Source organism: Streptomyces sp. NPDC127119 (genome assembly GCF_042677425.1).
Taxonomy (GTDB): domain Bacteria; phylum Actinomycetota; class Actinomycetes; order Streptomycetales; family Streptomycetaceae; genus Streptomyces.
This window is the reverse complement of record NZ_JBHXTO010000011.1, coordinates 29,524-50,362: the sequence shown is the minus strand read 5'-3', so window position 1 is coordinate 50,362 and position 20,839 is coordinate 29,524. Positions and strand designations below refer to the sequence as shown.

The following is a 20,839-nucleotide window of genomic DNA, read 5'->3' as shown; positions in this document are numbered from 1 at the left end:
TACTTGTTCTTCGTGAATCTCGATCCGGACCTCAAGCGGCTGGCCGCTCTCGAAGGTTTCTTCGCCCTGCGCACAGGACGGCCCCGCCCGCGCACGGGACGACCCCCGCTGCCGACACTCGCCGAGGTCTACGCGACACCGGGCGTCACCGCCGTGCCGGATCGTGCCGCGCCGGATCGCGCCGCGTCGGATCGGATCACGTCGGGTCACGAGGAGATCGATCCGCTCACCTTCCGTGTCCGCAAGGTCGTCCGGCTGCTGGCCGCTCCGGAGACGCGCGTCGGGGTGTCCGTGGCGCAGCAGGGGTTCGCCGCCCGGCTGTGGTCCGTGGCCCTGGGGTCGGCCGTGCTCTACGGCCGGGTGCCGGACCTCGACCCCCGCCTGCTGCACTGGGACGCCGACGGCAGCGCCCCCGACGATCTGTGGCTGTCGGAGGTGCGCGCGCTGCCCGGCGACGCCGCGACGATCCGGCGGCTCGTGCACCACGGCCACCTGGCACCCCTCTCGGCGGCGCTGCGGGCCCGGCACCCGGTGGCCGCGGGGCTGCTGTGGGGCAACGCGGCCTCCGCCCTCGCGAGCACCGCCCGCCTGCTCGACGGCCGGGCCGCCGCCCACGGCCGTACCGACGTACGCGATCACGTGCGCGCGCTCACCGCCGAACTCCTCGACCACCCCGACCTGAGGGACACCGGGAACTGGGACGGAACTGCCTTCCGGCGGCGCAGTTGCTGCCTCTATTACCGGGTACCCGGCGGCGGGGTGTGCGGTGACTGCTGCTTCACGCAGGCACCGCGCTCTTCCCTGACCGACCCATCTGGGTGACCATGTGGGAACCAGCCGCAGAGACAGGAGGTTCCGGGTGCGAGTGGGACTGCTGACCCGCGAATATCCGCCGGATGTGTACGGCGGGGCGGGAGTCCATGTCGAGTTCCTCGCCCGGGAGCTGAGGCCCCTCACGGACCTGGGCGTGCACTGCTGGGGAGAGGGCGCCGGCGGCGGAGTGGTCCGGCACCGGTCCTGGCCCGTGCTCGACGGCGCCAACGACGCGTTGCGCACCTTCTCCGTGGACCTCTCCATGGCGGCCGCGCTGGAGGACCGCGACCTCGTGCATTCGCACACCTGGTACGCCAACCTCGCCGGCCACCTCGCCAAGCTGCAGTACGGCATCCCGCACATCATGACCGCCCACTCGCTGGAGCCGCTGCGCCCCTGGAAGGCCGAGCAGCTGGGCGGCGGTTACGCGCTCTCCAGCTGGGCCGAGCGCACCGCGATCGAGTCGGCCGACGGCGTGGTCGCCGTCTCCGGGGCCATGCGCGAGGACATCCTGGGCTGCTATCCGTCCCTGGACCCGGCGAAGGTGCACATCGTGCACAACGGCATCGACACGAGCCTCTACCGCCCGGACCACGGCACGGACGTCCTGGAACGGCTCGGCATCGACACCGCGCGGCCCTACGTGCTGTTCGTGGGCCGTATCACCCGGCAGAAGGGTGTGCCGCATCTGCTGCGCGCGGTGCGCGACATCGACCCCGCCGCACAGGTCGTGCTCTGCGCGGGCGCGCCGGACACTCCCGAGATCGACCAGGAGTTCCGTGTCCTCTTCGAGGAACTGAGCCGGGTCCGCGAGGGAGTGCACTGGATCCCGCAGATGCTGCCCCGCCCCGAAGTCATCCAACTCCTCACCCACGCAGCCGTGTTCGTCTGTCCCTCGGTCTACGAGCCGCTCGGCATCGTCAACCTTGAGGCGATGGCCTGCGGAACCCCGGTGGTCGCCTCCCGGGTCGGCGGCATTCCGGAGGTCGTTGAGGACGGCGAAACCGGGGTACTGGTGTCCGTGGACGAGGACTTCGAGACAGGACTCGCACAGGCGCTGGACTCGGTCCTCGGAGATGCCGGGGCCGCCCGGCGGATGGGCGAGGCCGGACGGCAGCGCGCGGTGGGGGAGTTCGGCTGGGACGCCGTCGCCCGGCGGACGGTCCGGCTCTACGAGGAGATCCTCAAACAGGCGTAGTCCGGCCTGCCGGCAGGCAGGCCCGGACCAATGAGGGTTAGGGGAGCGGCCATGCGTCGTGGTGGACCTTCGGTGCTCGGGATCGTACTGGCGGGCGGGGAAGGCAAACGCCTGATGCCCCTCACCGCGGACCGTGCCAAACCAGCGGTCACGTTCGGAGGCACGTACCGCCTCGTCGACTTCGTGCTGTCGAACCTCGTCAACGCGGACATCCTGCGCATCTGCGTGCTGACGCAGTACAAGTCGCACTCGCTCGACCGGCACGTCACCACGACCTGGCGGATGTCCAGCCTGCTGGGCAACTACGTGACGCCGGTCCCGGCCCAGCAACGCCTCGGCCCGCGCTGGTACCTGGGCAGCGCCGACGCCATCCTGCAGTCCCTGAACCTCGTGTACGACGAACAGCCCGAGTACGTGGCGGTGTTCGGCGCCGACCACGTCTACCGCATGGACCCGCGCCAGATGCTCGCCCAGCACATCGACAGCGGGGCGGGCGTGACCGTGGCCGGCATCCGCGTCCCGCGGACCGAGTCGTCGTCCTTCGGGGTGATCACGCCGGGCACGGACGGGCAGACGGTCGAGCGTTTCCTGGAGAAGCCCACGGACCCGCCCGGTCTGCACGACGACCCCGAGTGCGTCTTCGCCTCCATGGGCAACTACATCTTCACCACCAAGGCGCTGATAGAGGCGCTGCAGCGGGACGCCGAGGACGCGAACTCCGTGCACGACATGGGCGGTTCGATCCTCCCCCAGCTGACCGACCGCGGCGAGGCCGGGCTCTACGACTTCAGCGACAACCATGTGCCCGGCGAGACCACCCGCGACCAGGGCTACTGGCGTGACGTGGGCTCCCTGGACGCGTACTACGACGCCCATATGGACCTGATCGCCGAGCGGCCCGCCTTCAACCTCTTCAACCGCAGCTGGCCGATCTACACCAGCTCCGGGCAGCTGTCACCGGCCCGGTTCAACGCGGGCGGCATCGCGAGCGAGTCGATCATCAGCGCGGGCTGCCTCATCCGGGGCCAGGTCACGCGCTCGGTGCTCTCCCCGGGCGTCCTCGTCGACCCCGGAGCCGTCGTCCAGGGGTCGATCCTCCACGACAACGTGCACATCGGGCGGGGCGCGGTCGTGCGCGGCGCGGTCCTCGACAAGAACGTGCAGGTACCGCCGGGCGCGACCATCGGCGTCAATCCGGAACGGGACCGGGAGCTCTACACGGTCTCCAAGGACGGCGTGATAGCCCTCGGCAAGGGCCAGATAGTGCCGTAGCGCCGTAGGGCCGTAAAGGCGATCCGGGCAGGGGCGCGCGTTGGGCTGCCGGGGTGGCAGCGGCGCGGCCCGCCCACGGAGGTCCGGTGTGCCGGGCGAACCGGGCGGTCTCATGACGTACGAGACCGCGCGGTGACCAGCCCGACACGATGGAGGACCTCCGTATGAGACGGACCGGACGCCCCGCCCTGCGTACAGCCGTGCTGCGTACAGCCGTGGTGGTGACCGCCGCTCTGCTGGGGCCGGGCGGCGCCCTCACGGCTCCCGCCCACTCGGCTCCCGCCGCCCCGGTGGGGGCGGCCGGGCCGGGCGGGGACCGGCTCACCGATCTGGTCAACCCCTTCATCGGCACGGAGAGCGAGGGCAACACCTTCCCGGGCGCCGCCGTGCCCTTCGGCATGGTGCAGTTCTCCCCGGACACCGGCCACAACACCGGCTACGACCACTCCGACACCCGTATCCGCGGTTTCTCGCTCGTGCACCTCTCCGGTGTCGGCTGCCGCCTCGGGGGAGACCTGCCGGCCCTGCCCACCACGGGCGAGGTCACCGTCACCGACCACGCGAAGTACGCCGCCCGGTTCGACCACGCCACCGAGCGGGCGAGCCCCGGCTACTACAAGGTCGGCCTGGAGAACGTCCCCGGCAGCGAGACGAGCGGCGGCGGTACGAGCGGCAGGCGTGCGAGCGGCAGGAGCGCGAGCGGCAGGAGCGCGAGCGGCGCGGACACGGGGCGCATCGACGCCGAGCTGACCGCGACCGGCCGCACCGGGGTGCAGCGCTACACCTTCCCGGCCACCGACAGGGCGAACGTCCTGCTGAACGCGGGCCAGGCGCTGCACAGGACGGTGTCCACCACCGTGGAGATCCTGGACGACCGCACGGTCCGCACCGCGATCACCGGCAGCGGTTTCTGCCAGGCCGCCACCCGCCCGTACACGGTCCACACGCTCACCCGCTTCGACCGGCCGTTCACGACGTCCGGCACCTGGCGGGGCGACACCGTCACCGAGGGCTCCACCCGGTCGAGCGGCACGGGACGGGGCGGCGCCTACGTCCGCTTCGACACCACGAAGGACCGCACGGTGGAGGCGACCACCGCGGTGTCGTACGTGGACGCGCGCGGCGCCGCCGTCAACCTCCGCGCCGAGGGCGGCCGTTCCTTCGACCGCGTCCACGACGACGCCCGGCGGGCCTGGGAGGAGCGGCTCGACGACGTACGGGTGAAGGGCGGGAGCGAGACGCTGCGCCGCACCTTCTACTCCTCGCTCTACCGGTCCTTCCTCGCCCCCAACCTCGGCGGTGACGCCGACGGCCGCCACCGGGGCTGGGACCTGAAGGTCCACCGCGCGAAGGGCTTCACCTACTACCAGAACTGGTCCCTGTGGGACACGTACCGCACCCAGGCGCAGCTCCTCGCCCTGCTCGCGCCGCGCGAGTCGCGGGACATGGCCCTGTCCGTGCTCGCCGTGGGGGAGGAGGGCGGCTGGCTGCCCAAGTGGGGGTACGGGCCGGTCGAGACGAACATCATGACCGGCGACCCCGTCACCCCGTTCCTCACCAACGCCTACCAGCAGGGGCTGCTGAAGGGGCACGAGGAGCGGGCCTACCGGGCGCTCAGGAGGAACGCCGACGGCGTGCCGCCCGCCGACTCGCCCGCGGCGGGACGGGACGCCAACAAGGAGTACATCGCGGGCGGATACGTGCCCATGGCCAAAGGGCGCCCGCACACCAAGAACGGCCACTCGGACTTCGACCACGGGGCGTCCGCGACGCTGGAGTACGCCCTGTCCGACGCGATGCTCGCCCAGATGGCCCGCGACCTCGGACACGGGGCGGACGCCGAGCGCTATGCCGCCCGCGCCCAGAACTACCGGCGGATCCTCGACCCCTCGACCGGCTTCTTCCGGGCACGGGACGCCTCGGGAGCCTTCACGGGCGACCCCGATCCGGCCAGGAGCGAGGGATTCCACGAGGGCACGTCCTGGCAGTACCAGTGGCTCGTCCCGCAGGACCTGCCCGGACTGATCGGCCTGCTCGGCGGCCGGCGCGCGGTGAACGACCGGCTCGACACGTTCTTCGCGTACGAGCGACTCCTCAAGGACCCCGCGCGCACCGCACGCGAGGTGTGGGTCAACGGGCCGTACGCCTACTACGACGCGGCGCACTACAACCCGCAGAACGAACCCGACCTGATCGCCCCCTACACCTACCTCTCCACCGGTCAGCCGTGGAAGACCACCGACGTGGTGCATGCCGCCCTGACCCTCTTCACCGACGCGCCCACGGGCATGACCGGCAACGACGACCTCGGGACCATGTCCGCCTGGCACGTCCTGTCGTCGATCGGGCTCTTCCCGGTGCAGCCCGGCTTCGACACCTGGGGTCTGTCGACGCCGGTCTTCGAGCGGACCGACCTCGTGCTCGACCGCCGTCACCACCCGCTCGGCGCGCTGACCGTGACGGCTCCGGGCACCTCGGACGCCGGACGCACGCCGGTCTCCGGGCGTGCGCCGGACTCCGGCCGCTACATCCGGTCGGTACGCGCCGACGGCACCGCCCACGCCCGTACGTATCTGACGACCGGCGAGCTGCGGGGCATCCGGGAGCTGGCCTTCACGGTGGGCCGGGAGCCCTCCCGCTGGGGCACGGGCGCGGACGCGGCGCCGCCGAAGCTGGGGTGACACCGGCCACTCGGGGGGTGCCTCATGGGCCACACGGGTCCCGCTCTTGTCGCCCGTAGCGGTGGGAGCGGGACTTAATCTGCTGTTAACTGAGCGTAGCTTGATCGTACTTGACCGTAATCGTCCAGCCGGGATTGACTGCTGGCTCACCCGTCGTCGACGCGAGAGCCAAGCCATTGAATGTAAGGCCCTCTGACTCCGACCTTCTCGCACCACTCGACCTGGCGTTCTGGAACATCGAATCGCGCGAGCACCCCATGCACCTCGGGGCGCTGGGGATCTTCGAGGCCAACTCGCCCGCCGCGGGCCGGCAGGCGGCCGATCTGCTCGCCGCCCGCGCGGCCGGCGTACCCGGGCTGCGCATGCGCATCCGCGACATCTGGCAGCCGCTCGACCTCCGGCGGGCGTCGGGGTTCGACCTGCGCCGGCCGCTCGCCTTCGGCGGCGCCGCCCGTGAGGCCGCCACCGACTTCGAACCGCTCGACCACGTCCGTCTGCACGCCCCCGCCGCCGACTTCCACGCCGTCGCCGGCGCGCTCATGCAGCGGCCTCTGGAGCGCGGCAGACCTCCGTGGGAGGCCCACGTCGTGCCCGGCGTGGACGGCACCTCCTTCGCCGTGCTGTTCAAGTTCCACCACGCGCTGGCCGACGGGCTGCGGGCGCTGGCGCTCGCGGCGGCCGTCCTCGACCCCATGGACATGCCGGCGCCCCGGCCACGCCCCGCGGAACCGGCGCGCGACCCCCTCGCCGCTCTCCTCCCCGATGTGACGAAGCTGCCGGGACTGGTCCGCGGCGCGCTCTCCGACGTCGGCCGGGCCCTCGACATCGGCGCCTCCGTCGCCCGCGCCACCTGGGACGTACGGTCCTCCGCCGCCCTGGTCTCGAAGCCCACCGGCACCCGCCGGGTCGCGGGCGTCGCCCTGGAACTCGACGAGATCCACACGATCCGCAAGAGCGTGGGCGGCACCGTCAACGACGTCCTCATCGCCGTCGTCGCGGGCGCCCTGCGCCGCTGGCTCGACGAGCGCGGCGACGGCAGCGAAGGGGTGGCGCCCCGGGCCCTGATCCCCGTCTCCCGCAGGCGCCCGCGCACCGCGCACCCGCAGGGGAACCGGCTCTCCGGGTACCTGATACGGCTTCCCGTCGACGACCCGGACCCCCTCGCGCGCCTCGCCACCGTGCGGACGGCCATGAACCACAACAAGGACGCGGGCCCCAACCGGGGCGCGGGCGCCGTCGCCCTGCTCGCCGACCACGTCCCGGCGATCGGCCACCGGCTCGGCATGCCCGTCGTCGGCCAGGCGGCCCGGCTCCTCTTCGACATCCTGGTCACCAGCGTGCCCCTGCCCAGCCTCGGCATGACCCTCGGCGGCTGCCCGCTGACCGAGGTGTACCCGCTCGCCCCGCTGGCCCGCGGCCAGGCCCTCGCGGTCGCCGTGTCGACGTTCCGCGGACGCGTCCACTACGGGCTCGTCGCCGACGCGGAGGCCGTCCCGGACCTCGACCTGCTGGCCAAGTCGCTCACGGTGGAGGTGGCGGAACTGAACGCCGCCTGCGTGTCCTGAGACACATCTCGCGGGCCCGGCGGATATCCGCCGGATGTCCGGCCGATATTCGGAGGGTCGTCTTCGGAGTTATCCTCTGCGGGCCCGCGGGGGGCCGGATACAGGTCCGCGGGAGGCCGGGCCCAGGTTCGCGAGAGGCCCGGTACAGGTCCGTGAGGGGCCGGTGATCATCGCGGGTTTGGTGCCTTTGCCCTGTGCTCCGTAAAATTCCGCCTTCGTGAGCGTGCGCGGTTCGAGCGCCGCGCGAGAACCCTAGGAACGGCAACGGCGATGACGGTGACAGACGACAGCCCGGCGACACCCGCCGTGGACACGGCACAGGCCCCGGACGGTTCGTACGGTCCCGGTATCGACCCCGAGCGGCTGGCCGTCTGCCTCGCCGTGCTCGACGAGCTGGAGAAGATCGACGTCGACCACCCCGACGCGATCCGCGTACGCCGCGCCACCGCGGGGATCTACCGCTCGGTCAAGCAGCGCCGCCGCCAGGACCGCAGGGCCGCCAAGACCGCCCACGACAAGGCGGTCACCGAGGCCACCGCCACCGGCTCCGCCCAGCGCATCGACGACGAGACCGAGGGCGTCCTGCCGTCGTCCGTCACCGAGGCCGGCGCCATCGCGGGGATACTCCAGCGCCCGCGCTCCTGCTACACCTGCAAGGTCCGCTACACCGAGGTCGACTACTTCTACCACCAGCTCTGCCAGAAGTGCGCCGCCGAGAACCGTGCCCGCCGTGACGCCCGCACCGACCTCACCGGCAAGCGCGCGCTGCTCACCGGCGGACGCGCCAAGATCGGCATGTACATCGCGCTGCGGCTGCTGCGCGACGGCGCGCACACCACGATCACCACGCGCTTCCCGAACGACGCGATCCGCCGCTTCAAGGCCATGCCCGACAGCGACGAGTGGATCGGCCGGCTGAAGATCGTCGGGATCGACCTGCGCGACCCCGCCCAGGTCGTCGCGCTCGCCGACTCGGTCGCCGCCGCGGGACCGCTCGACATCCTGATCAACAACGCCGCGCAGACGGTACGGCGCTCGCCGGGCGCCTACAGCGAGCTGCTCGCCGCCGAGGCGGGGCCGCTGCCCGCCGGTGAACTGCCGCCGGCCGAGGTCATCGGCACGTTCGGCTCCGGGGCCGTGTCCGCGCTCCCCGTGGCCGGGGGCGGTGCGCTGACCGCGCAGGACGTCACCGACCTCGCGCTCGTCTCCGGTTCCGCCTCGCTGGAACGGATCGCCGCCGGTACCGCCATCGACGCCGGTGGGCTCGTGCCCGATCTGCACGACACCAACAGCTGGATCCAGGCGGTCGAGGAGGTCACGCCGATCGAGCTGCTGGAGGTCCAGCTCTGCAACTCCACCGCGCCCTTCATCCTCATCAGCCGGTTGCGGGGGGCGATGGCGGCGGCCGAGGCCGGGCGGACGTACATCGTGAACGTGTCCGCCATGGAGGGCGTCTTCAACCGCGGTTACAAGGGCGCCGGGCATCCGCACACCAATATGGCCAAGGCCGCGCTGAACATGCTCACGCGCACCAGTGCGCAGGAGATGTTCGAGAAGGACGGCATTCTGATGACCGCCGTCGACACGGGGTGGATCACGGACGAGCGGCCGCATCCGGACAAGATGCGGCTGGCCGACGCGGGGTTCCACGCGCCGCTCGATCTCATCGACGGGGCGGCGCGCGTGTACGACCCGATCGTGCGGGGGCAGCTGGGGGAGGACCTGTTCGGGGTCTTCTTGAAGGACTACGCGCCTGGTAAGTGGTAGCTCGCGGCGTTGCGCTGCGCTGGGCGTGAACGGGGGTGGGGTGTTTGGGGCGACTGGGGTGTCTGGGGCGTGTGCGGGCCCAGTGGGGGCTGGTCGCGCCGTTCCCCGCGCCCCTTTGGGGGGTCGGCCTGGGATTTGCGGGTGCGGGTGCGTGGGGGGCTTGTCGCGCTGTTCCCCGCGCCCCTTACGGGGCTGCTCGGCGGACTCTTGTTCCGCCGTCCACCAGGAGGTCCGTGCCTGTGATCCATTTGGCTTTGTCCGAGGTCAGCCACAGGACGGCCTCGGCTATGTCCTGAGGTTCGCCCATGCGGCCCAGGGGGAGTGCGGTGGCCGGCTCCTGGTCCGGTCGGTCCCAGACGAAGCGGGCCATCTCGGTGCGTACGAGGCCGGGGGAGACCGAGTTGACCCTGACCCCCGGGGCCAGTTCGCCGGCCAGTTGCTGCGTCAGGTGGAGCAGGGCCGCCTTGCTCGTGCCGTACGCGCCGAGGCGGGGGCCCACGTGCGTCGCGCCCTCGGTGCAGATGTTGACGACCGAGCCGCCGTGCGCGCGCATCCAGGCCCGCCACGCGTGCTGCGTCAGCCGCAGCGCCGCCTCGACGTTGATCGTGAACGCCTCGCGCCACCGGTCCGGGTCGGCGTCCATGAGCGGGCCGTAGGGCTGGTTGGTCGCCGCGTTGTTCACCACCACGTCGATACGGCCGTACTCGTCCATCGCCAGCTCGGCCAGGCGGCTCAGGTGCGCCGGGTCGGCGACCGTGCCCGCCAGGCCCACGGCGGCGCCCAGGCGCGCGGTGGCCCGGGCCAGCCCGTCGGCGTCCCGTGCCGTGACGCACACCCGCGCGCCCGCCGCCACGAACGCCTCGGCGACGGCCAGCCCGATCCCGCGCGAGGCCCCGGTGACGATGGCGACCCTGCCCTCGAACCCGTACGACGACGTCATCCGCGTACCGTCTCATGACGGTCCGTCAGTCGACCGCGCCCAGGCGGCTGTTCCGGGCCGATACGAGTTCCAGTACCGTGCGCCAGTCCTCCAGCACCCCGGCGTCCAGGCCGGCGGTGCGGGCGGCCTCGTCGGCCTGGCGCAGGGTCAGTACGTCCTCACCGATCCGGCTGTCCGGATCCTCCCGCTGGAGGCGTACCAGGCCGGAGACCCGCTCGCCCAGCAGAGGCCGGACCGCGTCGGCCGTGACGGCCGCGTGAACCGTGGGATCACCCGGCCTCAGCAGGTGGCCGACCACGTGCACCAGCCCGGCCACCTGGAGTTCCTTGTCGGCCGGGCGGCTCCGGCGCAGCAGCGCGGCGGTCTGCAGGGCGTGGTCGTGCAGATCGACCGGGGCGCCGCCGAGGCAGGCGGTGCCCCGGGCTCCTCGGCAGGCGTGCAGCAGATCCATCAGCTCTTCGACTCTGCGCAGCTCCATGCGTCAGTCCTCCCTGCGGGCGAGAAAGGCCGTCGTCTCGCGCCAGCAGATCATGGCCAGATTTCAATCGGGCCAACGGGAACTGAACTGCACACCTGTCCGAGAACTCGTTCAGTGCCCCCTGTCGATCCACTCCTGGAGGTTCGGCGCCTCGGCGCCGACCGTCGTCGAGTCGCCGTGGCCGGTGCGGACCACCGTCTCTGCGGGCAGGTCGAGCAGGCGGGTCCTGATCGACTCCACGATCGTCGGGAAGTGGGAGAAGGACCGGCCCGTCGCGCCGGGGCCGCCCTGGAAGAGGGTGTCGCCGGTGAAGACGCTGCCCAGCTCCGGGGCGTACAGGCACACGGCCCCCGGCGCGTGACCCGGCGTGTGCAGGACGGTCAGCTCCACGCCCGCCACGGTCAGCTTCTCGCCGTCGGACAACTCGCCGTCCGGAAGGCGGTCCGGGTGGGTCTGCTTCCAGAGCGGCAGATCGTCCGGGTGGAGCAGGATCGGGGCGCCGGTGCGGGCCGCCAGGGCCGGGGCCGCGTCGATGTGGTCGTTGTGCGCGTGGGTGCAGACGATCGCGCGCAGGGTGCGGTCGCCCAGTGCCTCGGCGATCGCGTCCGCGTCGTGCGCCGCGTCGATGACGACGGCCTCGGTGTCGTCGCCCACGATCCATACGTTGTTGTCGACGTCCCAGGTGCCGCCGTCCAGGCTGAACGTGCCCGAGGTGACCAGGTGCTCGATGCGGGCCGTGGTCACAGCTCCACCACCGATCGCAGGACGTCGCCCTGGTGCATGCGGTCGAAGGCCTGCTCGATGCCGTCGAGCGTGATGGTCTCCGTCACGAACGCGGCCAGGTCCAGCCTGCCCTGCTGATGGAGGTCGATCAGCATCGGGAAGTCCCGCGACGGCAGGCAGTCGCCGTACCAGGAGGACTTCAGGCTGCCGCCGCGGCCGAAGACGTCCAGCAGGGGCAGTTCGAGCTTCATCTCCGGTGTGGGGACGCCGACCAGGACGACCGTGCCCGCGAGGTCGCGGGCGTAGAACGCCTGCTTGTACGTCTCCGGGCGGCCGACCGCCTCGATGACGACGTCCGCCCCGAACCCGCCGGTCAGCTCGCGGATCGCCTCGACGGCGTCCGTCTCCTTGGAGTTGACGGTGTGGGTGGCGCCCATCGTGCGGGCCTTCTCCAGCTTCCGGTCGTCGATGTCGACGGCGATGATCCTCGCGGCGCCCGCGAGGTTCGCCCCGGCGATCGCCGCGTCGCCCACGCCGCCGCAGCCGATGACGGCGACGGAGTCGCCGCGGCCCACGTTGCCGGTGTTGATGGCCGCTCCGATGCCGGCCATCACGCCGCAGCCGAGGAGGCCCGCGACCGCCGGGGACACGGACGGGTCGACCTTGGTGCACTGGCCGGCCGCGACGAGGGTCTTCTCGGCGAACGCGCCGATGCCCAGGGCGGGGGAGAGTTCGGTGCCGTCCTCCAGGGTCATCTTCTGCTTGGCGTTGTGCGTGTTGAAGCAGTACCAGGGGCGACCGCGGAGACAGGCCCGGCACTGGCCGCAGACCGCTCGCCAGTTGAGGACCACGAAGTCGCCGGGGGCGACGTCGGTGACGCCCTCGCCGACGGATTCGACGACGCCCGCCGCCTCGTGGCCGAGGAGGAAGGGGTAGTCGTCGCTGATGCCGCCCTGCTTGTAGTGCAGGTCGGTGTGGCAGACCCCACAGGCCTGGATCTTCACCACGGCCTCGCCGGGACCCGGGTCGGGGACGATGATCGTCCGGATCTGCACCGGCTCGTTCTTGCCGGGGGCGATGACACCGCGTACCTGCTGGGCGGCCATGTCGGGCTCCTTCACATGGACAGTGGGGCGCTGATCATGTTGGCACAGGGCCGGACGAGTGCGACATCGCCTGTGGACAAACAGGGATGACTTCAGATGGTTACACCTTGTTTTCAGCCCCATCGAGCGGCGGCCCGCTCATTTGGTTACTCTGTGCGGGACGGACAGCTTATCTGGGTCCCACCCACACCCACGGTCCGTCCCGGGACAAGCCAGTCACCACGGCCTGCTCTCATGCGAGTTGACCGGCGCCACCGCGTCCGAAGTGCCCTTGTTCAGACCCGAGCGGACGCAGGCGACCGGCAGCAGAGTGGTCCTGTGCGCCCCGAGGGTGACCCGACACATAAGGAGTGCGCGGTGACACCGGAGACGACGAATCTCGATCAAGGCCTCAAGGAACGGACAGAGGTCACGGACCGGGCGGAGAAGCTCGGCAGCCTGGACGTGTGGGCCAGGTCCGCCCCCATTCGGCTGGCGGGCTACGAGGACGATCTGGCCGAGCCCCACATCCTGCCCAGCGTGGACTGATCGCGTGGACTGACCGCGGGGTCGTACTGCGGGGTCGGACCGCCGGACTGCCGGGCCGGACCGCCGGGTGTCCGTGCTGGGCGCCTGGCGGCGGTGGGTGGGTCGGGGACGTGCCGGTACGTCGAGCCCGTCGCCTTCCGGGTGTACTGCTCCAAGAATCGAAGAGCTCGGTCGATTGCAGGAGCCCTATGCGACGGGCTGCGACGTACCGGCACGGCCCGCTCCCGTGCTTTCGCGGGTGGCGGGTCGTGCCAAACTCGTATCCATGCTGATCAGAGACGCCGTGGCCGACGACTGGACGCGGATCTGGCCTTTCTGGCACCGGATCGTGGCCGCCGGGGAGACCTACGCCTGGGACCCGGACACCTCCGAGGGGGATGCCCGCGCCCTGTGGATGGCGCCGGGCAAGCGGGTGTTCGTCGCCGAGGACGAGGTGGCGGGTGTGGTCCTGGGCTCCGCCTACGTCACGCCGAACTACGGCGGCCCCGCGGCCGATGTCGCCAACGCCGCTTTCATGGTCGACCCGGACCGGACGGGTCGGGGTGTGGGCCGGGCCCTGGCGGAACACGTCCTGCGAACGGCCGAGGCCGACGGCTACCGGGCGATGGTCTTCAACGCCGTGGTCGAGACCAACCCGGCTGTAAAACTGTGGACATCCCTCGGCTTCAAGATCGTAGGCACGATCCCAGCCGCCTTCACCCACCCGACCGAAGGCAGAGTCGGATTGCACGTCATGCACCGAGAACTCTGAAGGCTCCGAAAAGCCCCGGACGAGCGTCCTCATGGGGCGCAGCAACGGGGCCGCCCATTCGCTTTTCTAGGGCCGCAGCAACCGGGCCACCCACCTGCCTTTTTGGGGACCACAGGAGCCGGGCCACCCACCTGCCTTTTTTAGGGCCACAGGAGCCGGGGCGCCCACCCGCCTTTTTTAGGGGCGCGGGGAACTGCGCGGCCAGCCCCCACCGGCCCGCACTCGACATGCAACCCCCTAGCCCCAGCTTTTTAGGGGCGCGGGGAACTGCGCGATCAGCCCCCACCGGCCCGCACCCGACCTGCGACCCCTACCCCCCGACCCCCACCCCCAGCGGAGCAACACGCGGAGCAACCCGCGTCCAGGGCCGCAACCCCTCCAACTCCCCCGCGACCCGCAGAAGAACCCCCTCACTACCCACCCGCCCCACCAGCTGGACAGCACCCGGCAACCCCGACGGCAGCACCCCGAACGGCACCACCATCGCTGGCCACCCCGTCAGATTCCACGGCGGAGTCAAGGGGGAGTAGGCGGTGTTGACCAGAACGTTCCGCACCCACCCCCGCTTGTGCCACTCCGCCGCAGCCGGCCCCCGCCGCGCCAGCGCGGGCGTGAGCAGCACGTCGTGCTCCGCGAAGAACGGCGCGAGCCGCTCCCGCAGCTGCTGCCGGCGCACACCGGTCCGTACCGAGTCCACGAACCGCCGCCCCACCCCCGCGTGCACCCGCGTCCGCGGTGCCAGCCGTTTCGGGTCGAGCCCCTCCGCGTCCACCGCCGTCCCGGCCGTCCAGTGCGCCAGTGAGGTCGTGCCCAGCCACACCGGATACGGAGGGTCCGCGCGCCGCACCCGGTGTCCCGCCCCGGCGAGCAATCGGGCCGCCTCTCGCGCTCCGGCCGCGTACGGTCGGGTGACGGCGACGCCCGCCAGCGGGCTGCGCACCGAGACGGCGACCGAGAGCGCGGCGGGCTCCTCGGTGCGTACGGCGTCCGCGGCGGCCAGTACCGAGAACATCAGCCCGGCGTCCTCGACGGTCGTCGCCAGCGGCCCGTTCTCGGACATTCCGAACCAGTCGCCGTGGCCGATGCCCGCCGGGATCGTGCCGTGGCCCGGCTTGAGGCCGATCAGGCCGCAGTTGGCGGCGGGTATCCGCAGCGAGCCCATCCCGTCGTTGCCGAGGGCGAGGGGGACCATCCCCGAGGCCACCGCCGCCGCGCTGCCGCCGGAGGAGCCGCCCGCCGTGCGTGTGGTGTCCCACGGGTTGCGCGCCGTGCCGTACACGCCTTCCGTGGTGCCGAAGACGCAGAGTTCGGGGACGTTCGTCACGCCCACCACGACGGCTCCCGCCGCCCGCAGCCTGGCCACCGTGACGTGGTCCTCCGTCGCCGGGGTGTCCGGGCTCGCCGCGCTGCCGTTGCGGGTGGACTCGCCGCGTACGGCCAGGTTGTCCTTGACCGCCACCGGTACGCCCGCCAGGGGGAGGTCGGCCAGGTCCGTCCGGGACGCCACCTCGTCCGCCTCGGTGAGTGCGGCCGTCGCGCGTACGTGGCGGAAGGCGCCCACGCGCGCGTCGAGCAGTTCGATGCGCGCGAGGTGCTCGGCCACCACCTCGCGCGGCGTGACCCGCTTCTCGCGGACGGCGGCGGCGATCTCGGCGGCGGTCCGGCCTACCCAGCTGGTCACGGTGGCTCCTCGGGGCGTGGTCCTGCTGATGAGCACCACTGGTGGGTACTGGTGAGTCCGAGAAGTACTGTGCCTCGGCCCCGGGGCTCCCGTCGAGAGTCGTCTCGGCTGCGGTCTTCGTGCCTGGACGCGCTTGGACATTCGCTGCGGTCCTCTTGGACTTTTGGTGGTGTGTCCGGCCGACCGTTTGCGCGGAGTGGCAGGTCATCCGACCACTGCGCCAACTCGGCTCTCTTCCCACCCCATTGACATGCTCTGAAGGCGGCCCAATCATCACACCTCCGATGAATGGGAGGTGCCCGTGAGTACGGACGTCAAGAGTGCGTATCCAGGCAGGAGTGCGTCCCCGGGACGTTCCCGGCTGGTCGGTGTCATGACGGCACTCCTGCTGCTCGCGGCACCGGTCCCGCTTGCAGGCGCGGAGGAGATGTCCCAGGCGGCCGATCCCGCTCCTCCTGTCACCGTTCCCGCCCTGACCGACTGGACCCCGGAGGGCGGGCACTACGCGTATGAGGGGGGTGGCGGCCGTGATGGCCGTGGGACACGCCTTGTTGCCGGGGGTGCGGCGGAGCGCCGTGTCGCCGACACCCTTGCCGGCGACCTGCGTGCGGGTGGGCACGGGACCGTTCCGGTCGTGGGTGGGGGAGCGCGTACGGGTGACATCGTTGTCGACGTCGTGCCCGGCAAGGCCGCCTTGGGGGAGGAGGGGTACGAACTCCGCGTGGGCAAGCGCCTGTCGGTGACCGCTGCCACCGAGGCGGGTGCCTTCTACGGCACCCGGACCGTTCTTCAACTGCTGGCGCAGGGTGACCGGGTGCCCGCCGGACGCACCGTCGACGTGCCCCAGTACGAGGAGCGGGGCGTCGGCGTCTGCGCCTGCTACGTCCACATCACCCCCGAGTGGCTGGAGAACCTCGTACGCGACATGGCGTACCACAAGCTCAACCAGCTGCTGCTCGAACTCAAGGTGAAGAGCGACGCGCACCCCGAGGCCAACACCTGGGGCTACTACACCAAGGACGAGATACGACGGCTCGTCGCCCTCGGCGAGAAGTACCACGTCAGCATCGTCCCGGAGATCAACTCGCCGGGGCACATGGACCCCTGGATCGAGAACCGGCCCGATCTCCAGCTCACCGACTCCGACGGCAACAAGCAGCCCTCCCGGCTCGACATCACGCGCCCCGAGGCCTTCGCCTACTACACGAGCCTGATGGACGAGTACGCGCAGGTGTTCACGGCCGGCTCCTGGCACATGGGCGCCGACGAGTACATGCTCGGCTCCGACTTCGCCAAGTATCCGCAGGTCCTGGCATACGCACGGGCCAAGTACGGCGCGGACGCCACCCCGCAGGACGCCTTCATCGACTTCGTCAACCGGGTCCACTCCTACGCGGCGGGCAAGGGGAAGGAGCTGCGGATCTGGAACGACGGTCTCACCGGCGCCAACACCGTGCCCGTCACGGCCGGTACGACGGTCGAGCACTGGCTGAACGTGGCGACGAAGCCCAGCCAACTGCGGGCGCAGGGGTACCCGTTGATGAACGCGGCCTACGCCCTCTATCTCGTGCGGGGCGGCTTCCACTCGGACACCAAGGGTCTGTACGACCAGAGTTGGGACCCGCGCAGCTTCGAGGGCGAGAAGCTCGCCTCCCGTGCGGGGATCACCGGAGCGAAGATCAGCCTCTGGCCCGACAACGGCCGCGGCGAGACCGAGAACGAGGTCGCGGAGGACACCGATCCGGCTCTGCGCCACCTCGCCCAGGCCACCTGGGGCACTCCCCACCCGGACGCCACGTACGCACAGTTCACCGCTCGCGCGGCGGCCGTGGGCCATGCGCCGGGTTGGCGCGACCTCACCCGCGTACCGGTCGCGGACGGCACGTACACCTTCCGCTCGGGGGTCAGGAGCGTCACCGCCGAAGTCGAGCGCACCCCGGACGGCTATACGACCTTGCGCGCCGCGAACGGTTGCCTGGAGGTGCGGGGCGGCAAGCTCACGCTCAATGTGCCGCTCCAGCCGGGAGTTGAAGTGTCCGAGCAGGCGTGCGATGGCGGGAACACCGTGCAGCGCTGGCAGTTGGCGCCGGTGCGGGGTGGCTATCAACTCGTCAACGCGATCACGCAGATGGCTGTCCACGTGAGCGACGACGGACGGCTGGTGCAGTATCCGCCGGACCAGCGGGGCGCCGCCGTATGGCAGTTGACGGCCGCGTGACCCTGTGCCCGGCTGTCCTTCGTCCCTGTCCCCTGACCCGAGGAGTGCGATCACATGGCAGTCTCCAGACGTCTCTTCGTCACGGCCGCCGCGGCACTCGTGGCGTCCAGCGGCACGTCACTGGCCCTGGCGCCCGCTGCCTCCGCGGTCCCTGTCTCGCCGGATGAGCCCTGGTACCGGATACCCGTCGGGCCCGCCGACTCCCCGGACGAGCTGGTCCGCAAGGCGTCCCAAGTCCGGCCCACGGAACGGCAGATCGCCTGGCAGGCCCTCGAACGCACCACCTTCCTGCACTTCGGGGTGAACACCTTCACCGGGCTCGAATGGGGCACCGGGGACGAGGATCCGGACGTGTTCCAGCCGGTCGGCCTCGACACCGACCAGTGGGCCCGCGCCCTGCGTGACGGCGGTTTCAAGCTGGCCATCCTCACCGTCAAGCACCACGACGGGTTCGTGCTCTACCCGTCCCGTTACACCAACCACTCGGTGGCATCGAGCAGTTGGCAGGGCGGGCGAGGGGATGTCCTGCGGTCGTTCGCCGACTCCATGCGGCGTTACGGGCTCAAGGTCGGCGTCTACATCTCACCGGCCGACGAGAACCAGTACCTGCACGGCGTGTACGCCAACGGCAGCGCCCGCTCCGAGCGGACCATCCCCACCCCGGTCCCCGGGGACGACCGCCCGGACGGGCCGACCTTCACCCTCCCGGCCACCGACTACGGCGCCCACATGCTCGACCAGCTCCACGAGGTCCTCACCGAGTACGGGCCGGTCGACGAGGTCTGGTTCGACGGCGCCCAGGGCCGTATTCCGCCGGACAAGGTCGAGACGTACGACTGGGACAGCTGGTACACGCTCATCCGGACCCTCGCGCCGGACGCCGCGGTCGCCGTGTCCGGACCCGATGTGCGCTGGGTCGGCAACGAGGGCGGGATCGCCCGCGAGAACGAGTGGAGCGTCGTACCCGTCCAGGAGAAGGCCAACGGGCGCATGGACTTCGCGCTCTCGTACGACGCGCCGGACATGGGCGGCCGGGACGCCCTGGTCGCCGCCCAGCCCGTGGCCGACTACCTCCAGTGGTGGCCGGCGGAGGCCGATGTCTCCATCCGGGACGGCTGGTTCTACCACGCCGACCAACAGCCCAAGTCCGTGCAGCAGTTGACGGACATCTACTTCGGCTCGGTGGGCCGCAACGCGGTCCTGCTGCTCAACGTCCCGCCGGACGACGAGGGCCGACTTCCGGCAGCGGACGTCGCCCGTCTGCGGGAGTTCCGCGAGCGCATCGACAGGGAACTCCCGGAGGATCTGGCCCACGGGGCGCGCACCAGCCGCTCCCCGGGCACGATCACGGTGGACCTGGGCCGCTCCCGCGAGATCGACCGCATCCGCCTCGCGGAGGACACCCGCCATGGCCAGCAGGTGGAGTCGTTCGTGATCGAGGCCCACACCGACGGCGCCTGGAAGCACGTCACGGAGGCCGGCACGATCGGCGCCAGCCGCATCCTGCTCCTACCGACCCCGATCCGGGCCCGCCGCTGGAGAGTACGGGTGACAGCCGCCCGGCACACCCCCCACCTGGCCGGTTTCGAACTACACCGCTCCCACCTCTGAGAGCAAGCCCCCCGCCTCCTAAGGGGCGCGAGGAACGGCGCGAGCAACCACGACGAACCCGCACTCAACGACCAACCCCCGCCCCCGCCTCCTAAGGGGCGCGGGGAACGGCGCGAGCAACCACGACGGACCTGCACCCGACAACGAACCCTCGCCCCCGCCTCCTAAGGGGCGCGGGGAACGGCGCGAGCAACCACAGCGGACCTGCACTCAACGACCAACCCCCGCCCCCGGCCCCGCTCAAGCGCCGCAGGCCCCCGTGCTGGCGCGTTCGATCAGCCCCGGCACCGGCACCCCCACGGCCCGCGCAGGCCCCCCGTCCAGCAACGACGTCAATTCCGCGGCAGCGACCCGTCCGAACTCCACCGTGTCCCGGGACAGCGCCGACAACCACGGCTTGACCATGCGGCACAGCGCCGAGTCCTCCCAGGCCACGACCGACACGTCACCCGGCACCGAGAAGCCCAGCTCCGTCGCGGCGGCGACCCCGGCGACGGCCATCACGTCGTTGTCGTAGACCAGCGCGGTCGGCGGCGCCCCGCCCCCCAGCACGCCACCCTCCAGGACGCGGCGCGTCACCGCCGCACCCTCCGCGTCGGAGTAGTCCGTGGTCACCGAGCACACCTCGGCGAGCCCGCGCCGGTCCGCCTCGGCGCGCAGCGTGCGGATCCGCCGCTCCGTGTGCGCGAGGCCGGGCAAGCCCGCGATGTGCACGATCCGCCGGTGGCCGAGTTCGTACAGCCGTCCCACCACGGACGCCATCGCCCCCGCGTCGTCCGCCCAGACCGTGGACAGCCCCGGGTGCCGCGCGTCCGGCGCCCCGCCGATGACCACCGCGGGCAGTCCCAGCTCGTCGAGCAGGTCGGGGCGTGCGTCGTCGGTCCGTGGGTCGACGACCAGTACCCCGTCCACGCGGTGCTCGGCCCACCAGCGCCGGTACACCGCGCACTCGTCGTCGACGTCCTCGACCACCTGGAAGAGCAGCCCGAGGTGACGTTCGGCCAGAACCTCCTGTATGCCCGAGATGAGCTGCAGGAAGAACGAGTCCACGCCGAGCGTGTCCGCGGGCCTCGCCAGGACGAGTCCGACCGTCGCCGTGCCCTCCCCGGACAGCTGACGCGCCGCCGTGCTGGGCCGCCAGCCCAGTTGTTCGGCGACCCTGCGCACCCGGTCCCGGGTGATCTCGGAGACTCCGGGCCGGTCGTTGAGCGCGAACGAGACCGCGCTCTCGGAGACCCCGGCGCGCTGCGCGATGTCCTTCATCGTCGGTCGGCGCGCGGGAGACCGCTTGGCTGGCAACTGCTCCCCATTCCACTGAAGGCATGCTCGGTGATGCCCTGTTTGCTGCCGACCTGCGTGCCGTCGGCCCGTTCAATGGCACTTCGTACTAAAGCGCTTGAGTCAGGTCACTCTAAAGCGCATTAGTGATCCGCTGCAAGCAGGCTGTCACAACGGCTCTGAGCTGGTCATATGTCGAACTAATGAATTTAGCGAGGCGGAATCCATT

General features: G+C 71.3%; 16 protein-coding genes. 10 read left to right on the top strand and 6 right to left on the bottom strand.

The window, feature by feature from the left end; genetic code table 11:
• Positions 1-12 precede the first annotated feature (12 nt).
• The 6 genes from ACFVH5_RS08200 to ACFVH5_RS08175 all read left to right on the top strand — a co-directional run bounded on the left by ACFVH5_RS08200 (position 13) and on the right by ACFVH5_RS08175 (position 9,296).
• The gene (locus ACFVH5_RS08200) at positions 13-822 is read left to right on the top strand and encodes a (2Fe-2S)-binding protein (RefSeq protein WP_385832730.1); all 810 of its coding nucleotides are present in this window, start codon (positions 13-15) and stop codon (positions 820-822) included.
• Positions 823-859: 37 nt separating this feature from the next.
• Positions 860-2,011 carry a glycogen synthase gene (glgA, locus tag ACFVH5_RS08195; protein WP_385832729.1) on the top strand — a complete coding sequence of 384 codons (1,152 nt, stop codon included), beginning with the start codon at positions 860-862 and terminating at the stop codon, positions 2,009-2,011.
• A 51-nt stretch (positions 2,012-2,062) separates the two neighbouring features.
• Positions 2,063-3,283, top strand: coding sequence for a glucose-1-phosphate adenylyltransferase (gene glgC / locus ACFVH5_RS08190; RefSeq protein ID WP_384805576.1), 1,221 nt, complete (start codon positions 2,063-2,065; stop codon positions 3,281-3,283).
• A 164-nt stretch (positions 3,284-3,447) separates the two neighbouring features.
• Positions 3,448-5,964 carry a GH92 family glycosyl hydrolase gene (locus tag ACFVH5_RS08185; RefSeq protein WP_385832728.1) on the top strand — a complete coding sequence of 839 codons (2,517 nt, stop codon included), beginning with the start codon at positions 3,448-3,450 and terminating at the stop codon, positions 5,962-5,964.
• A gap of 257 nt (positions 5,965-6,221) precedes the next feature.
• Positions 6,222-7,529, top strand: coding sequence for a wax ester/triacylglycerol synthase family O-acyltransferase (locus ACFVH5_RS08180; RefSeq protein WP_385832727.1), 1,308 nt, complete (start codon positions 6,222-6,224; stop codon positions 7,527-7,529).
• Positions 7,530-7,799: 270 nt separating this feature from the next.
• Entirely contained in the window at positions 7,800-9,296 is a 1,497-nt protein-coding gene (locus ACFVH5_RS08175) for an SDR family NAD(P)-dependent oxidoreductase (RefSeq protein WP_385832726.1), read from the top strand.
• Positions 9,297-9,480: 184 nt separating this feature from the next.
• Here ACFVH5_RS08175 and ACFVH5_RS08170 read toward each other — a convergent pair whose 3' ends face one another.
• The 4 genes from ACFVH5_RS08170 to ACFVH5_RS08155 form a co-directional block, all read right to left on the bottom strand.
• Positions 9,481-10,236, bottom strand: coding sequence for an SDR family oxidoreductase (locus tag ACFVH5_RS08170; protein ID WP_385832725.1), 756 nt, complete (start codon positions 10,234-10,236; stop codon positions 9,481-9,483).
• A 25-nt stretch (positions 10,237-10,261) separates the two neighbouring features.
• The gene (locus ACFVH5_RS08165) at positions 10,262-10,714 is read right to left on the bottom strand and encodes a hypothetical protein (protein WP_385832724.1); all 453 of its coding nucleotides are present in this window, start codon (positions 10,712-10,714) and stop codon (positions 10,262-10,264) included.
• Positions 10,715-10,825: 111 nt separating this feature from the next.
• Positions 10,826-11,458: an MBL fold metallo-hydrolase gene (locus ACFVH5_RS08160; RefSeq protein ID WP_385832723.1), complete on the bottom strand. Its 633-nt coding sequence runs from the start codon at positions 11,456-11,458 to the stop codon at positions 10,826-10,828.
• Positions 11,455-12,543 (bottom strand): S-(hydroxymethyl)mycothiol dehydrogenase, encoded by a 1,089-nt coding sequence (locus ACFVH5_RS08155; protein WP_385832722.1) that lies wholly within the window; start codon positions 12,541-12,543, stop codon positions 11,455-11,457. Before ACFVH5_RS08155 ends, ACFVH5_RS08160 begins: the two co-directional genes overlap by 4 nt.
• A gap of 357 nt (positions 12,544-12,900) precedes the next feature.
• Here ACFVH5_RS08155 and ACFVH5_RS08150 point away from each other — a divergent pair, with 357 nt between their 5' ends.
• Positions 12,901-13,071 carry a hypothetical protein gene (locus ACFVH5_RS08150; RefSeq protein ID WP_189779098.1) on the top strand — a complete coding sequence of 57 codons (171 nt, stop codon included), beginning with the start codon at positions 12,901-12,903 and terminating at the stop codon, positions 13,069-13,071.
• Between the two features lie 265 nt (positions 13,072-13,336).
• Positions 13,337-13,822: a GNAT family N-acetyltransferase gene (locus ACFVH5_RS08145; protein WP_385832720.1), complete on the top strand. Its 486-nt coding sequence runs from the start codon at positions 13,337-13,339 to the stop codon at positions 13,820-13,822.
• Positions 13,823-14,132: 310 nt separating this feature from the next.
• On the opposite strand, the gene ACFVH5_RS08140 is transcribed toward ACFVH5_RS08145, so the two are convergent.
• The gene (locus ACFVH5_RS08140) at positions 14,133-15,503 is read right to left on the bottom strand and encodes an amidase (protein ID WP_385832719.1); all 1,371 of its coding nucleotides are present in this window, start codon (positions 15,501-15,503) and stop codon (positions 14,133-14,135) included.
• Between the two features lie 373 nt (positions 15,504-15,876).
• Between ACFVH5_RS08140 and ACFVH5_RS08135 the strand changes: the two genes are divergently transcribed.
• Together ACFVH5_RS08135 and ACFVH5_RS08130 are read left to right on the top strand one after the other, a co-directional pair.
• Positions 15,877-17,721: a family 20 glycosylhydrolase gene (locus tag ACFVH5_RS08135; protein WP_385832718.1), complete on the top strand. Its 1,845-nt coding sequence runs from the start codon at positions 15,877-15,879 to the stop codon at positions 17,719-17,721.
• Positions 17,722-17,775: 54 nt separating this feature from the next.
• On the top strand, positions 17,776-19,332 hold the full coding sequence (locus tag ACFVH5_RS08130) for an alpha-L-fucosidase (protein ID WP_385832717.1): 1,557 nt from the start codon (positions 17,776-17,778) through the stop codon (positions 19,330-19,332).
• Between the two features lie 240 nt (positions 19,333-19,572).
• On the opposite strand, the gene ACFVH5_RS08125 is transcribed toward ACFVH5_RS08130, so the two are convergent.
• Positions 19,573-20,631 (bottom strand): LacI family DNA-binding transcriptional regulator, encoded by a 1,059-nt coding sequence (locus ACFVH5_RS08125; protein WP_385832716.1) that lies wholly within the window; start codon positions 20,629-20,631, stop codon positions 19,573-19,575.
• Between the last annotated feature and the right edge of the window lie 208 nt (positions 20,632-20,839).